The sequence below is a fragment of the Pseudoalteromonas sp. AWH4_217 genome, assembly GCF_056161105.1.
Window position 1 is genome coordinate 1 of sequence record NZ_JBSWYM010000024.1, and the last position, 16,148, is coordinate 16,148.

General features: G+C 48.4%; 13 protein-coding genes and 1 rRNA gene. 3 read left to right on the top strand and 11 right to left on the bottom strand.

Features of this window, described 5'->3' with window-relative positions; translation table 11 throughout:
- From ACXAH1_RS21640 to ACXAH1_RS21650, 3 genes are all read right to left on the bottom strand, one after another.
- Positions 1-80, bottom strand: a 16S ribosomal RNA gene (locus tag ACXAH1_RS21640); the annotation flags it as partial.
- Positions 81-750: 670 nt separating this feature from the next.
- Positions 751-1,086: a hypothetical protein gene (locus tag ACXAH1_RS21645; RefSeq protein WP_138552951.1), complete on the bottom strand. Its 336-nt coding sequence runs from the start codon at positions 1,084-1,086 to the stop codon at positions 751-753.
- A 94-nt stretch (positions 1,087-1,180) separates the two neighbouring features.
- A complete protein-coding gene (locus ACXAH1_RS21650) occupies positions 1,181-1,645 on the bottom strand; it encodes a nuclear transport factor 2 family protein (RefSeq protein ID WP_475199568.1) in 465 nt (154 codons plus the stop codon).
- 236 nt (positions 1,646-1,881) lie between these two features.
- On the opposite strand from ACXAH1_RS21650, the gene ACXAH1_RS21655 reads away from it, so the two are divergent.
- Positions 1,882-2,799: a DMT family transporter gene (locus ACXAH1_RS21655; RefSeq protein WP_475199569.1), complete on the top strand. Its 918-nt coding sequence runs from the start codon at positions 1,882-1,884 to the stop codon at positions 2,797-2,799.
- 53 nt (positions 2,800-2,852) lie between these two features.
- Here the strand turns inward: ACXAH1_RS21655 and ACXAH1_RS21660 are convergent, their stop codons facing one another.
- From ACXAH1_RS21660 to ACXAH1_RS21675, 4 genes are all read right to left on the bottom strand, one after another.
- On the bottom strand, positions 2,853-5,999 hold the full coding sequence (locus tag ACXAH1_RS21660) for an efflux RND transporter permease subunit (protein WP_475199571.1): 3,147 nt from the start codon (positions 5,997-5,999) through the stop codon (positions 2,853-2,855).
- Positions 6,000-6,010: 11 nt separating this feature from the next.
- Positions 6,011-7,180, bottom strand: a complete 1,170-nt coding sequence (locus ACXAH1_RS21665; RefSeq protein WP_475199573.1) for an efflux RND transporter periplasmic adaptor subunit — start codon at positions 7,178-7,180, stop codon at positions 6,011-6,013.
- A gap of 189 nt (positions 7,181-7,369) precedes the next feature.
- Positions 7,370-7,690, bottom strand: coding sequence for a hypothetical protein (locus tag ACXAH1_RS21670; RefSeq protein ID WP_475199574.1), 321 nt, complete (start codon positions 7,688-7,690; stop codon positions 7,370-7,372).
- A 195-nt stretch (positions 7,691-7,885) separates the two neighbouring features.
- Complete coding sequence (locus ACXAH1_RS21675) at positions 7,886-8,368, bottom strand: N-acetyltransferase family protein (protein ID WP_475199576.1); 483 nt, start codon at positions 8,366-8,368, stop codon at positions 7,886-7,888.
- 201 nt (positions 8,369-8,569) lie between these two features.
- Here ACXAH1_RS21675 and katG point away from each other — a divergent pair, with 201 nt between their 5' ends.
- Entirely contained in the window at positions 8,570-10,723 is a 2,154-nt protein-coding gene (gene katG, locus ACXAH1_RS21680; protein WP_475199577.1) for a catalase/peroxidase HPI, read from the top strand.
- A 47-nt stretch (positions 10,724-10,770) separates the two neighbouring features.
- Here katG and ACXAH1_RS21685 read toward each other — a convergent pair whose 3' ends face one another.
- Entirely contained in the window at positions 10,771-11,232 is a 462-nt protein-coding gene (locus ACXAH1_RS21685; RefSeq protein ID WP_138552943.1) for a YaiI/YqxD family protein, read from the bottom strand.
- 57 nt (positions 11,233-11,289) lie between these two features.
- On the bottom strand, positions 11,290-13,074 hold the full coding sequence (locus ACXAH1_RS21690; protein WP_475199581.1) for a methyl-accepting chemotaxis protein: 1,785 nt from the start codon (positions 13,072-13,074) through the stop codon (positions 11,290-11,292).
- A 189-nt stretch (positions 13,075-13,263) separates the two neighbouring features.
- On the opposite strand from ACXAH1_RS21690, the gene ACXAH1_RS21695 reads away from it, so the two are divergent.
- Positions 13,264-14,457, top strand: a complete 1,194-nt coding sequence (locus ACXAH1_RS21695; protein WP_475199583.1) for a porin — start codon at positions 13,264-13,266, stop codon at positions 14,455-14,457.
- Here the strand turns inward: ACXAH1_RS21695 and ACXAH1_RS21700 are convergent.
- Both ACXAH1_RS21700 and ACXAH1_RS21705 read right to left on the bottom strand, forming a co-directional pair.
- On the bottom strand, positions 14,454-15,176 hold the full coding sequence (locus ACXAH1_RS21700; protein WP_475199584.1) for an NAD(P)-binding oxidoreductase: 723 nt from the start codon (positions 15,174-15,176) through the stop codon (positions 14,454-14,456). The two genes, ACXAH1_RS21695 and ACXAH1_RS21700, sit on opposite strands and share 4 nt — an antisense overlap.
- Positions 15,177-15,303: 127 nt before the next feature.
- Positions 15,304-15,867, bottom strand: a complete 564-nt coding sequence (locus tag ACXAH1_RS21705; protein ID WP_054017039.1) for a lipid-binding SYLF domain-containing protein — start codon at positions 15,865-15,867, stop codon at positions 15,304-15,306.
- Positions 15,868-16,148: the final 281 nt, after the last annotated feature.

The following is a 16,148-nucleotide window of genomic DNA, read 5'->3' on the forward strand; positions in this document are numbered from 1 at the left end:
TAGAAATGTTACCGCTCGACTTGCATGTGTTAGGCCTGCCGCCAGCGTTCAATCTGAGCCATGATCAAACTCTTCAATTAAAAGTTTTTTGTTTGAAGTAAACTTCAAACCATGCTCAATGAATTCTGATTTTGTCTGTTTCTACTTTTCAAAAAAGTAAAATCAAAACGAATTGACTATGTTAGTCACTCAGTTCAGTTGAGACTCTAAATTTTTGTGCGTCATTCAGTAAAACTGAAATTCGCTGTTAGAACTCAATCTGTACGAGTGCCCACACAGATGATTGCTTCATATTTTTAAAGAACGGTGCGACTTAATGTCGCTGCGCTGTTAGCGCTGAGGGTTGTGCATTTTAATCACTCCCCTTTTAATGTCAACACTTAACTTTGAAAACTTTCAACACTAAGTTTTATCTGACTTCCAACTCGTTAGCTTGTTGCTTTTCAGCGTTGTGCCCCGTGTTGGTGGATGCGCATTATAGGGAAATCGAACCTCAGCGCAACCCCTTTTTTGAAGAAAAATACCCAACCCGACTCATTCGAACAAATAACACACAAAAAAACCGTTTATCTTCAATTTAAGCCTGAAATTCATTCAAATAAAAAAGGTTTCCAGCTGTGCTTAGAAACCTTTTTATTACTCTTATAATATATTTTAGCCTGGAAGTAATAACCTGTGTCATCTAGAGAACGCCAAGTGTAGACACTATAAATGATTACCCAGATTGCTATATAAAGAAAACCTATTTATCTAGACGCAAACCGCATCATAAAAGTATCGCTTGTGCTTTTTTACCGATGTACCCGACTGCTCAACTTCCATCATATTGTTGTCATCCAGGCATACGTGGAATTCACTGTGCCCTGTAGACGCACTCAAAGGCATCACTAACTTAGGGTTAGACCAAGAGTCACCAAAACCAACCTCCAGATCTTGTAAATCCTCAAACTCGGCTGACAGCCTATAACAAGAGCCAGGAAAGATCTGCGTCAGGGTAAGCGCTTTGATATCTCCTTTTTGACATAGAAATGCGAAAATTGGCTTTGATGTTTTGTTCTCATAAGTAACAGCAATATTTGTAATCACAGTGGCATTCTCTGACTGAATAATCTATGTGCAAACTATAGATTTCTGACAGATAAAAGCAATTACGGGCCATTACAGTTTTGTTCCTTACACATTACCTCACGCTCTTATGCTTATGTATCTGATGAAACTGCCACAGCACATTTAGGATCTGCCATTCGCCGGAGGCCGTTTTATATAAATGCATATAGTCTATCCACTCGTCAGTGATCAGTTTTACAGTAGCCACACGTTTATCAATATCTAAAATTCTCAGTTCCATTTTTGGTTGGGCTGCAAAACGAGTACCCACACGGTTGTATTCTGCGGCAAGTTCAATCATTCCTTGTTTACCCATAGCCATGACGAATTCCTCGCCTTGCTGATCGCGCCAATAAGTCCGCTTTATCAGCTCATCATCTGTTACTTTTGCCATCAACTCAGGGCGAACTTCTATCTGCGCAATCAAATAGCCCTTAGCTGCGAACTCTATCGCTTGCTTATCAGCTTCTGTTGTTGCATAGCTATATCCCGATACCAAAACACAGCAAGTTAAAATAAGTTGAATATATATTGCCATCGTTGGCTCCTTCGTAAAACTGTTGTCATTCCGGCAGCCAGACACGACTTCCGTATCAACAAGGTTAAAGGTATCGCTCAGCCATACAACTTAAGGTTTTCTGATCCCGCCGTTTGAATAAATAAAACTCTTAATTTCAAAAAGGTAGTTTAATATTAAAACGACACTCTCCTCACCATTGGCTAGATTTGCTACTCTAGCGACTTCAAAAAGCAATTAAGCCAGAAAGGACTCTCATGTCGACCACAACGTGCCACGACCAACCCAACGAATCACCGATTGTATTTGCCTTAGTTTCAGCCATGCTATTTTGGGGAATGAGTTGGATTTCAGGAAAAATTATCGCAGAGGTTGCACCCGCTCAGGTCACCGTATTCTACCGACTTTTTCTGGCTGCAATCAGCATGCTTCCTATTATGTGGGTAATGCAAAAATTCAACTTGCTGAACCTCAGGTTCAATAAGCGCGCTTTAGTATGGTCACTGCCAGCAGGCTTTTTTCTCGCTTTTTACAATCAGTTGTTTTTTCTTGGCCTGGCCGATGGGTTGCCAGGTAAGGGTGGCATGCTGGTCACCACCTCCAATCCCGTGTTTACCTTTATTTTGAGTGCCATATTATTGGGGCAAGCCATCAACCGGCGCCAGGGAATTGGGCTGGCGATGGGTCTGGGCGGTGGACTAATGATGATTGAAGTGTGGCATTTCGACCTTGATCAGATACTTTCTGCAGGTAATCTGTACTTTATCCTCGCCTCACTCACCTGGGCCTTTTTGACCCTCATCAGCCAGCGCGGGACCCGTTATGCTGACTTCATTACATTTAGTACGCTCATGTATTTTTGGGCTTCGTTATTAAGCTACGCATTTGCTTATCAACATGACCCTTTCATCGGTGCAGCAAAGTTTCCGACGTATTACTGGCATCACTTGCTGTTTTTATCGATCGTCGTGGTAAGCATCGCCACCAGTGTATTCTTCCTGGCAACACAAAAGCTTGGTCCCAACCGTTCAAGCTCTTTCGTCTTCGTGGTACCCGTCACTGCAATGGGACTGTCTGCCTGGTACTTTGGTGAACGGCTCAGCGTAGGCGTTGCTGTGGGCGGTGCGTGTGCTTTGTGTGCTGTTTATTTACTCAATAAGAAAGCGTCAAGCTAGAACGCAATAAAGAAAGCCGATACTATGAATCGGCTTTCTGACCAAGACCAACCTTAACCAGCTACCCTCGTTACAGATTTGGTACTGAATCGTTCAAATAAGATGGGCAATACAAATAACGTGAGCAAGGTTGAAGTAATCAAGCCACCGATAACCACACTGGCTAAAGGTTTCTGAACTTCTGAGCCTACCCCCGAGGACAACAGAATTGGCATTAATCCCAATGCGGAGGTGAGCGCAGTCATCAATACCGGGCGTAATCGGGACGCGGCACCTTCTTGTATTGCAGTCGATAGCTCTTCTCCTGAGGCAATGCGACGATTAATGCTCTCCACGAGGACCACCGCGTTCAATACTGCTACACCGAACAACGTAATAAACCCTACAGAAGCCGGTACGGATAAGTATTGCCCAGACCAGTATAAAGAAAAGACACCACCAATCACGCCCAACGGAATACTCATCATTACAAGAGCAGCCTGACCTGCGGAATTAAAGGTCACGAACAGCAACAGGGCCATTAACAACAAGGCACAGGGAATAACGAGCGCTAACCTTTTTTGGGCACGTTGCTGACTTTCAAACTGACCGCCAAACTCAATACTGTAACCTGGAGGAAGTGATAACGCACCGTCAATCTTTGCTCTGATATCTTCGACAACGCTGCCCATATCCCTGCCAGACACATTGGCCTGCACAACTATTCTGCGCTGCACGTCATCGCGGCGGATCTGTACCGGGCCTGACGCAAATTCTACATTTGCCACTTCTTTTAAACTGACCCAGGCACCTGAGGGGGACAGAAGTCTCAGAGATTCTATTACAGCGGGGTTGCGCCTGGCAGGTTCAGTCAGTCTGACGTAAATATCATACCTTTCATTCCCCTTTACAACCTGACCCGCGGTATTGCCCCCTAAACCACTGCTGACCAACTCCATTACATCGCTGACAGAGAGTCCAAAACGCGATAAAGCTTCCCTGTTTGGTGTGATCACCAATTGCGCCTCCCCACTCAGCTGCTCCAATGCGACATCCACTGTGCCGGTGACGCTCTGGACTAAGTGCTCAAGCTCCTCTCCTTTTTTCATCAATACGGTTAAATCCGGACCGAGCAGTTTAATCGCTAGCTGAGCTTTAACGCCCGATAGCAACTCATCAACGCGAGTCGCAATAGGCTGAGAGAAGTTAAAAAGCAAACCCGGGTGAACGGCAAGTGCCACCGCCATTTTCTCTTGCAGCGCTACCCTTGTGTCCGCATTTTTCCACTGGTCAACAGGCCTGAGTCCAAGATAGATTTCAATGTTGTTGACCGGCTCGGGATCGCCACCGACCTCTGGGCGGCCAATGCGGCTCAGTGCATAAGTGACTTCTTCAAATTCCAATAACGTTTGCTCCAGTTTAGGCGCAACAGACAAAGCCGTTTCCAGACTGGCAGACGGTGCCAGTGTTACACGTAAATTCAAGGTCCCTTCTTCCAGCTCAGGGACAAACTCAGTGCCAATTTGTCCCAGTGTGTATATCGCAAATACAAACAAAGCCGAGATGACCATAAGCAATGCTTTGCCGTATCGCTGCGCTTGTGTCAGTAACTGTCGATAGTACTCTTCCACTTTTGCTAACATCGCATTGCGCTGCCCCGGTTTGCGGCTTTTCAGCAAATAGCAGGCTAAAGGCGGCACCACCAGCAAAGCAATCACAACGGCACACACCATGGCCAGCATAATGCTAATAGCCATGGGTACGAAGAGCTTGGCTTCAACGCCCTCGAAGGAAAACAAAGGCAAAAAAACCAACAGGATAATCGTGGAAGCAAAAAAGATAGGTCTGGCGACATCCATTGCAGCTAAGGTAACCAGTTCATGAAAGCGCCAGCTCTCCTCGCCGGAAGGCGCCAACTGACAGGACTGTCGTTGCAATATGCGCTCGACCATAACCACCGAGCCATCCACCAGCATACCGATAGCTACCGCCAGCCCACCCAGCGACATCAAATTTGCCGACATTCCCACCACAGACATCAGCCCTAGCGCCAGAACAATGGCCGCAGGCACCGAAAGTATAACCAGGATTGCCGCGCGCAGATTAAGTAGAAACAAGATTAACACCACGGCAATAAACACAAATGCCAGCAAAAGCGCCTGGGTTACTGTGCTCACAGCCTTGTCTATCAACATACTCTGATCATAGAAAGGTACAAATTTCACACCCGGCGGTAGCGCTCGGTTGATCTGCGCCACTTTTTCGTTTATCCCGTCAATTGTCGCTTTGGTATTAGCCCCCATACGTTTAAGAACAATACCACTCACTACCTCACCCAGGGGCTGAAGCTTGCCTGTATTATCACGCTGGGTCATGGTCACCGCTCCCTGACGGATCTCTCCACCCAATTTGACCTGTGCAATGTCACTCACTCGAACCACAGTCCCATGCTCTGTCTTGACGGGGACCTGCCGAATTTGTGCCAAGCCTGGCTCGCCACTTGCGAACCAACCAACTCCGCGGATCACCAGTTGCTCCTGACCCCGGTCGAGATACCAGCCACCTACATTGCGATTATTGTCCATTAAGGCTTGCTGCACCTGAGCCTGAGTTAACTCATATGCCAACAAGCGCGTAGGGTCCAGATCCACTTGATATTGTTTAACCTGCCCTCCAAATGACAGCACGTCTGTCACCCCTTCTACCGGCATCAGTAAAAGTTTAACCACCCAATCGTTGATTCCACGCAGCGCCATTTCATCAAGGCCTGAACCGGGTTCAGCCACCAGCAGATATTGATAAACCTGACCCAAACCAGAGGTATTCGGGCCCATATCTGGGATACCCACAGAGTCAGGGATCAGTGAACGGGCGGCCTGCAGCCGCTCAAACACCAACTGCCTGGCAAAGTAAATATCTGTCCCTTCCTTAAAGACGACTGTCACCCCGGACAACCCTGTCTTCGACACTGAACGTACCTGCTCAACATCCGGCAGCGCATACATTACGGCTTCAATCGGGTAAGTGATCAACTGCTCAACTTCCTGTGCCGCTAACCCAGGCGCTTCAGTGTTTACGGTTACCTGAACATTGGTCACATCCGGAAAAGCATCCAGATTCAGGCGAGGTAATTGCCAAAGCGCCCCAGTCAGAATAAAGAGTGCCACAAATAGCACCAGGGCACGGTGTGTAATTGCACCTTTTATTAGCTTGTCTAACATCTTATGCGCCCTCAGTGGTTATGTGGATCAAAGCCACTTTTTGCCAATTCGGAGGCAACAAAGAATGCGCCTTCAATAACCACCCGTGTGCCCGCCTCAATCGCTTGCGAGGGCAACGCAGGTTCAATTATCACCCTATCCCCGATCAGCTTGCCGCGTACAACAGGTATAGCGACAAACTCACCCGCGTCATGTTCTACAAACACCTGCCACTTGCCCGCAGTATCGCGCGCCAGAGCTGATTCAGGCACAGTAATAACTGGGCTGGCAGTGTTAAACATAAAAAACGCACTGACAAACATCCCTGCATGTAACGTATCGTCCGGATTGTCTACTTGCAGGCGAACAATTCGAGTACGCGTAAGTGGATCCAGTGTGTGCCCCTGCTGGATCACCTCTGCCGGGTAGCGACGAAGATTGTGTTCAATCTCAACACGCGTATGGGTATTGATCGGGTCCTGCTGTGTGGCAGCTAGCCTGACTTCAACCCATAAAGTTGATTCATCGGCGAGCTGCATGATGGCCTCACCCGGCTCAAAGCGTTGGCCCTGCTCAAAGTTATCAGCCAGGACAATCCCGCTGCGCTGTGCGGACAAGGTATAGATACCCAACGATTGAGCCTCAGTCTCTTGTAACCGGTCGATATCAGACAGACTCATCCCCATCGCCAGCAGTTTGCCCTGCGCCGCCTTGAACTGGGCCTTCGCGACAACCTGCTGGTTTACACTCACGCTCGAATCGGTTAAGCGCGCGACTCGCTGCCATTCACTGGCAGCAATAAGATAGTCTGCCTGCGCCTGTGCCATATCCTGACTAAATAAGGTAACAAGCTTATCGCCCTGTTTAACTATCTGGCCCAAAACGGCATGACGGCGCTCAATCACGGAGTCAATGCGTGGCGTAACGACATAGCTGGTAAAACTATTGGCTTTGAGTTCACCTGGTGCATAAAATGGAATGCGTTCATATACTGGCTGGACTGCCACCAACTTTAGGTTGATCTTTGCCTGTTGAGCTTCGCTAAGCATCACACTTTGTGCATGAGGCTGGGTAACGCGAGAAGCCTCAACTGGCGCATGTTGTTCTTTATGACTATGATCTGGATCGGTGCTCAAACCGGCACTGACCTGCAGTGATATCAGCACTAATCCTGTAGCGTAACTAAAAATACCTTTATTCATGGTTGTGTAAATCTCTAATTCGTAGCTTGTCGTGCATCAGGTATGCTCACAAGCTTCAGCCTGTCTGTTTCAGGCAAAAATGGGACGACCAATCGCGCCGCTCATTGTCATATGACAACAGGCACACGGCTGCGATCCGTCAAACGGAAAAAACAAACGCTGACCTAAACAAGGTCAGTAGGCGCAGAATTAGGCGATGGGAGGTTTAAACTGAGATTCAATACGTCGGCGAACCTGAGTGTCGCCTGGTAAAAATGAGGTTTCAGGTTTTATTAATCCGGATACCAGTGAGAGCCTGGCTGACATCCAAATAGTATGACTACCACTACAATGACCACAATGGTGACAGTCGGAGATCACATGTCCCTGCTCATCAAAAATAAGCCTGTCCGAGGCAGAATAGTTGTCATCATGAACGTGCTTAGTTTGCAGGTGTGCTTGATCAGGTTGATGAAAGTTGCCGGGATCCACTACAGCTGTCACCGATTGCAGGCCAATCAGTAACATCATTACTATGCTCAGCAAACCCTGTCGTAAACGCAACTTACCCTCTCACGGTTAATTAATACCATTAATTTCACTTAATACTTATTCAATTTGAAAAAGCAAATTGGTATGAGTTGCCAGCAATATAGGCTGGCGCAGAGGAGATGTCAATGCTTGATTTAAACTCTATGGCATTGATATGAAATAACATTCTGACAGTTACACGAGCCATTTATACATGATATGGCTATCAATGAAACCCAGGCTAGGATGGCGGTAAGCCTTTGGTATTGTGCCAATTATTTTAAACCCCAGGCGTTGCCACAACTGTACCGCAACCTGATTACTGGCGACCACAGAGTTAAACTGCATAGCCAGGTAGCCTCTTGCTTTTGCCTCATTTTGCGAGTGCTCACACAAAGTCCGGGCAACCCCTTTGCCTCTTGCCTGGGTCGCAACCATATAGCCACAGTTACAAATATGATTACTCGGCCCCATCGCGTTGGCTTTTAAATAGTAGCTTCCCAGTATCTCATCTTCTTCAACCAAAACATAAGCACAGTCTACTTTTTCACACCATAGTGTATAAGCCGCTTGCTGCGACATATCAGGGTCAAAAGCGTAAGTCTCCTGCTGTTCAATTATCGCCTTGAAGGTTGGCCAGAATTGTTGAAAATCGCTTTGTGTCATTTTTCTTATCATATTCTCTCCTGTTTGGCGTGCTGGCGCACTTAGGTAATTGCGTTGCATGGATCAGTCTTGGTGATCTTAACTGCCCGAACTTGCGTATTAAATTTACTAAACTTAATCATGTTTTGACTATAATTTATAGCCCGTCGCCTGATAACAGCCGTATTTAATCAGCGCAGTCCAACACGCCGTGACTTGAAAGGAGACACAGCAATGCAAGCAAATGACCGCCCTGGCACCTGTCCGATATTACATAACAGCCCCACAACAGAGCAATTGGCGCAGCCAAAATGGTGGCCCAAAACATTGAACCTCGACATACTGCACCAACACGACAGTAAAACTAACCCCATGGGTGAAGAATTTTGCTATCGCGAAGCCGTAAAACAACTCGACTTCGACGCCCTAAAACAAGATCTGCATGCGCTAATGACCAACAGTCAATCCTGGTGGCCGGCAGACTGGGGGCATTACGGTGGACTGATGATACGTATGACCTGGCATGCCGCTGGGACGTATCGAATTGCCGATGGCCGTGGTGGTGCCAGCACTGGGAACCTCAGATTTGCGCCGCTTAACTCCTGGCCCGATAATACTAATCTGGATAAGGCCCGCCGCCTGCTTTGGCCGATTAAACAAAAATATGGAAACCGACTGAGCTGGGCTGACCTAATCGCCTATGCCGGGACCATAGCATATGAATCTATGGGCTTGGCAACCTACGGGTTTGCATTTGGCCGCGAAGACATTTGGCATCCTGAGAAAGACATTTACTGGGGCCCTGAATCTGAATGGCTCGCCACCAGCGACAGCGACAACAGTCGCTATCACAGTGAGCGGGAGCTGCATAACCCTCTTGCCGCCGTGATGATGGGTCTTATTTATGTCAACCCGGAGGGGGTAGACGGAAAGCCGGATCCACAAAAAACTGCCGAAGATGTGCGCACGACATTTGCCCGTATGGCCATGAACGACGAAGAGACGGTTGCACTAACCGCCGGTGGACATACGGTAGGCAAATGCCATGGTAATGGCGATGCACAGGCACTTGGCCCCGAGCCCGAAGCAGCCGACCTGGAAGCCCAGGGATTTGGCTGGCTCAATGACGGCGCCACTGGAAAACATGCCGTAACCAGCGGACTGGAAGGTGCCTGGACAAGCGAGCCAACTCGCTGGGACAACGGCTATTTTCATTTGTTGCTTAACTATGAATGGGAACTAAAAAAGAGCCCGGCAGGCGCCTGGCAGTGGCAGCCCATTAATGTGAAAGAAGAACACAAATATCCGGATGTCGCCGACCCTCAAAAGCGCCATAGCCCAATTATGACGGACGCCGATATGGCGATGAAAATTGACCCCGTCTATCGTAAAATTTCTCAGCGTTTTTACGATGATCCGGACTATTTTTCAAAGGTGTTTGCACAGGCCTGGTTTAAACTTACGCACCGCGATTTGGGCCCCGTGTCGCGTTATATAGGGCCAGATGTGCCAAAGGAAACCAGTCTATGGCAAGATCCGGTCCCGGCCGGTAATACCAGCTATGACCTTCAGGCGCTCAGACAAGCCATCGCGGCCTGCAATCTGAGTATTGCAGAGCGTGTTGCGACGGCCTGGGACAGTGCAAGAACGTTTCGCGGTTCAGATCGGCGTGGCGGTGCTAACGGCGCGCGTATTCGTCTGGCACCACAAAAGGATTGGCTAGGCAACGAACCTGCTCGACTGAATAAAGTACTGGCTACCCTCACCCCCATTGCAAAGCAACACAATGCCAGTCTGGCAGACACGCTGGTGCTGGCTGGCAACCTTGCGGTTGAGCAGGCCGCACAAGCGGCAGGTTTCGACATTCAGGTGCCGTTTACACCCGGACGGGGCGACGCCACCGATGAGATGACGGATGTCGAGGCGTTTGCCGTCCTGGAGCCGTTGCATGATGCGTTTCGTAACTGGTTAAAAGCACCCTATCAGGTGAGCCCGGAAGAGCTCATGCTGGACAAAGCCCAGTTGCTGGGGCTCACAGCCCCGCAGATGACGGCACTGCTGGGTGGCATGCGTGTACTCAACACCAATCATGGTGACACGCAACATGGTGTATTTACAGATCAGCCTGAAGTATTAAGCAACGACTTTTTTATTACGCTGACCGACATGCAATACCAGTGGCAGCCGAAGGATGAACACACTTATCTATTGATTGACCGTCAGAGCGGCGAAGTGGCGTGGACGGCAACCCGCGTCGATCTGGTTTTCGGCTCTAACTCAGTATTACGCAGTTATGCTGAATTTTATGCACAGGACGATAACCGTGCCAAATTTGTACAAGATTTTGTTGAGGTTTGGGCAAAAGTGATGCACGCCGATATGGCATAACGGTCAGACGAACAAGACACCGACCCGGGATGAGTCGGTGTTTCAGGCTAGCCTTTGTTTTGTTGCAACCAGCGGTCCAGGCTGTTGGCAAACTGTTGTTTTTCTGCCTGTCCCAGCGGAGGTGGACCGCCACTGACCATACCACTGCTGCGCATGGTATCCATAAAATCACGAATATTCAGCCGGGAGCGAATGTTTTCCCGGGTAAATTCTTCGCCGCGTGTGCTCAGTGCTAGTCCGCCTTTCTCTATAGCCTCTGCCGCCAGCGGAATATCACTGGTGATCACTAAATCCCCCGCGTTCATACGACGTACAATTTCGTTGTCAGCGACGTCAAAACCACTGCTTACCTGTAGCTTGTGAATATAGGGTGACGGCGGTGTTTTTATATACTGATTGGCGACGAATGTGACGGGCATCTGGGTTCTTGCTGCGGCACGAAACAGAATCTCGCGGATCACCACAGGACACGCATCTGCATCCACCCATATGTTTTTCTTGTTGTCCAAAGTTGGCTCATTTACTCTATTGGTTATGCGACAAGTGTACAACTTGCCGCAGCCAAGCTAAAGCGTGAATTTCGACAGCAGCCCCTCTTGTTCATGAGCATGTTGTGCCAGCACCTTGCTGGACTCGTACTGACGAATCGCAAAACTCCCTACCTCTACGCTAATATCATTGATATTAGAGGTATTTTTATTAATTTCCTCAATCACCACACTTTGTTCTTCTATGGCGGTTGCAATCTGAATATTGCGATCCATGATGTCTTTGACGGCTTCGGATATCTCATTAAGCATACCCGTGGCCTGCTCTGTTTGCTCCACACAGAGCAAAGTTTTATCGCGACTGCTGCCCATCGCACTTTGGACCTGTATCGACGAGGCTTGGATCTGCTCTATCATGGACTTGATTTCGGTTGTCGATTCTTGCGTCTTGGTCGCCAGTGAGCGTACTTCATCAGCAACCACGGCAAAGCCCCGCCCTTGCTCACCAGCCCTGGCTGCTTCAATGGCGGCATTCAATGCCAACAGGTTTGTTTGTTCTGCAATACCGTTGATGACAGACAAGATGTTTTCAATACTTTGGCTATATTCGGCCAGTTGCGTACTCATTTCGTGTGATGTGTTAATTTCGTCTGCTAACGCGCTAATTTCTCCACGGGTTTTCTGGAATACCTGCTGACCCTGCGCCGCTTTTTCATTAACGGAAGTAATGGATGTTGCCGCATTCTGCGCACTGCCAGCTATCTCACTGGAGGTGGTGCTCATTTCGTGCATTGCCGTTGCCAGCCCCTCGATTAACTGTACTTGCTCAGTGAGCTGAGAGCTGGACTGATTGGCCAAAGTTCGTGCCTCGTCACAACTGGCAACCACCATATCAGCCCGCTGTTTCACGTCAGTTACCAAGCTATGTAACGACCCCAGAAACTGGTTAAACTCCTGCGCCACCTTACCGCATTCATCCTGGTGCTTTATGCGTACACGCTGCGTCAGATCGCCGCTACCTGACGCAATGTTGGTGATCGCATCGTTGAGGTCTTTCAATGGTCTAAGTAGCTGAATTGCTAACGCACGACTCAGAAATGCCCCTAGCAGGATCGCCACAACAGCAAGCATCAGAGTGCTCATAGACAACTCTCTCAGATCACGAAACACCAGTGCTTTATCAAGCAAGACTGCCAGATACCAATCCGTGCCGTATTGCTGAGACAATGGATAAAAGTAGAGTAGCTTCGCCTCCCCTTTTACAGTCACTTCCAATAGGGTCTGCTCTGCTGATTTATGCAATTGAGGCGATAAAGCACTAAGCGGCTTGCCATTGAGCTTGGCATTTTGGTGAGAGACGATGGTCCCTTTGCTGTCTACTAAAAACGCATAACCTGTGCCATCAAAGTTCACTGCATTGACGCTTTTGGCAATGGTATCCAGACTGAGATCGCCGCCAATGGCACCGCGAAACTGGCCACCCGAATTGATAGGTGCCACCACTGAGAGCAATAACTCCCCCGTCGCGGCATCCGTATACGGGCTGGTAAACACCGTCTTGCCTTTGTCTCTGGCCAGTTTGTACCAGCCCCGCTCCCGAAAGTCGACATCCGGCGGATTTTGCCGGTTAGGATTGTTCGACCTTAAAACGGGCTCGTTACTTAAAGTACCAAACGCCAGCAAAAATGCCTCTTTAAAATAGGGTGATTCAAGCCCCTTTTGAAATTGTTCCGGACTAAAATCGGCTTCAATCTGACTTCGCAGTAATCTAATCAAAGCGGCTTTCTCGGCCAGCCAGTTATCAATTCCCAACGCCAGTAACTGCGCGGAATCACTCACATAGGCGGTGGTTTTCTTATTCATAGAAGTATTCACCAACCAGTACGTGGTCGTGCTGATCACTAAGATGATCACGAAGATGAGAAGCGCCGATGCCAAAGAGAATTTGCTGCGGATTTTCATATAATTTAGGCCAATTAAAATCACCCTTTGCCAAAGTGTTGTCTATAATTCGATTTATCGCAACTAACGCAACGAATTTGGTAATTTGCTATGAAAATCGCGATCTCTTCTGTAGCTAAAGCTATCCTGGTGGCGCTGTGTATCCCATTATCCAGCAGCCATGCAAGCTCAGAGCGCCCTGTCACAATGGCAGATATCGAAGCTCTGGAAGCGCAACTGCGGGCATTAAAAGCACGCTTCGAGAAACAACACCCACCGACAACAGCAACGCACGTATCTGAGCCCGCTGCCAAAACCTCACAACCGACAGCGGACAAACAAAAGCCTGCTCATACATCCAAGGAAACAGCCCAGGAAGAAAAGCGTACATTAGACGTCTATGCCACAATGCGCCCGACTTACGGCCGCCTTGAAACTAATGGCGAGGACAATTGGGACGTACGCGATGCACTGTCTCACGCCGGACTCAAAGTAACGCACGAATTCGACGAAGACTGGAGTGCTGAGCTGCATGGTGAATGGAGTATTGACGTTGCAAATGAAGGCAATTTTGGTCGCTCTCGGCGAGCCTACACTGCCTTAAATACACCTGTAGGCCGCTTTGGTATTGGTAAGCAAAGACCCGCGCAGTATTTATTCATCGCCGAATACGTTGATATCTTCAACCATGCTAACAGTCCGTTCGCCTATGATCCTGAGAGCTTGTTCTTTGTTGATAACCTAATAAGTTACCGGCTCACCCCCGGACCCTTTACTTTTGTCGCAGTTGCACAATTTAATGGAGAATCAGGCAGCAATTCTGACGATTTAATCAATGTGGGTCTGAGCTATGATGCCAACGATTTGCATGCAGCTATCACCTATCAGCAAAATGATGTTTATGCGGATGATATCCAGCTTGGAGACAATAATCTTTGGGCGACCTCACTGGCTTACCAGTTTACACCCCGCTTCTACGCAGCGGTTGCCTATCAGGACAAAAATTATGACCGACGCGCTCCGGGCGCCGATCGCAGCGGCCACACCTTTGATTTATCATTCGCCTATCAACTGGCCAAAGCCTACAAGTTGAAAGCTGGGTATTTTGATTTTGATGACGGTTTTCAGGATTCAGATCCCGCGGCTGGCAGCTTTGATGGGTTTAACGTCACCCTGGAATGGAGCCCGATCAAGGTACTCAGGGTACACCTGGAGTACCTTAACAAGTCGTTTGTCAACGGTGATGATTTCGACTCCATTTCAATCGGTTTTCGGTACGATTACAAAACCACGATTGAGTACTAAGGCTGGCTTTGGTTGTAGAGTACGGGCGACTGACCCTGCCATTGCAGCCATAAGCCTGAGTCCAGTGCCAACTGACACATAAAGTGGGCAACATTAATACGACTGGTTTGCCCGGCGTTAAAAATGGCATCTCTTATTGGCGATGGGTGGACGTCGTAGGCACTCACCTCAGGCTCATCAATCAGTGAATCTGGACGAACGACCACCCAGTCAACCCCTGTTTCGACGGTCGAGTACGCCCGCAGGGTCCGTGCGGCCGCTTCGTTGTCCGGATGAGGTGGCAGACATAATCTGAGTAAAGCGACTACAGCTCGATGTGCCAAAGATGGGCGTTCATTCAGCAGCTCATTGCGACATCCGGTACTGTTCATCAGGATGAATTTTACCTGAGTGTGGGCATGATTCTTATCGATTGCCTCACACACATCACGCACAGCATCACGCACCAAGCGGCGCGGCGGGCCATAAATGCCCTGAAACGTTGCCCTATGTCCCAGGCAACAAATTACCGTCTGTACGCCCGATATCAAGGCATTAAGTTCATTTGTACTGAGCTCAGCGATATCACCGACTCTGACATCCAATTGTGGGTTAGCCTTCAACCATGCCAGTTGAGTACTGCACTTTCGTACCAGCACTCTGACTGGCTCCTGCGCCGACAGCAACTGCTCAACAACCAGCTTACCCGTCGCGCCACTTGCGCCAAGCACTAAGATCATATTGCTTCCCTGGTTTTTAGTCTGCTGTCAGTGTAACGTCAGAGCGGCGAGTTAAAACCAGTACAATTGTGACAATTGGTAAGCAAATTTGTCAGCTGGCCTGAGAAGCCAGCTGAGCGTAAGCCAATCAGTTTAGTTCTTTATCTTTCCAGAACTTGGTGCCTTTGATGGTCGCCTGCAACGCCAAACCACTTTCGGTAAACGTATAGACGGTGACATCCCCATAATAAACTTCACCTTCAATGGATGCCCCTTTATCAGCAGCTCTTGCCGCCGCATCTGCGTTGCCGCCAAATGTCCAGCCCGACTCGACGAACTGTTTCATGGCCGCTTTAGTGTGAAACACCATCACGATGCGATAGTCCTTGGCACCCAGGCCAAGCCCGACTCCCCCTTCGGCCATATTCATGTAGGTTGACTTGCCCGCGATATTATCCTCCACCACGCCATAGCCTGTACCGGCAGCGACAAAAATGATGTTCAGATTCGCATTGGAAAACACCGCATAACCCGGTGCATTACTCAACTGCGCACGGATATCTGGTTTTTTACTATACAGTTTTGTCAGGGTTTCTCGTTTCATTTTATGGATTTCGGCGCGCTTTTGTGCGGCGTCGCCCGGTCCCATGGACGCACAGGCACTCAGCAACACAGATAAAACAACCGACATCAACAATGGAATTGTACGCATACCTTTTTCCTTTTACAGTTGGTACAGACAATAAAGCACTGCCTGTTGAAAAGTATCATCTTAAGGGTAGGCAGGTTAGGCGCAGCTGAACAGAACTGACAAGCAAAAAAAAGGCCGCATAAAGCGGCCTTAACACACATCATGGGTAATCATGAAGGGATAAATGTGAAAACAAGATCATTGTAGCTCGCCCGTTATAAAATAAAATCATATTATTACGTTCTGTTAGTTCGTAATTTCCGATTGATTTAATTGTCTTGTTGATCCTTGCTCACTAAACA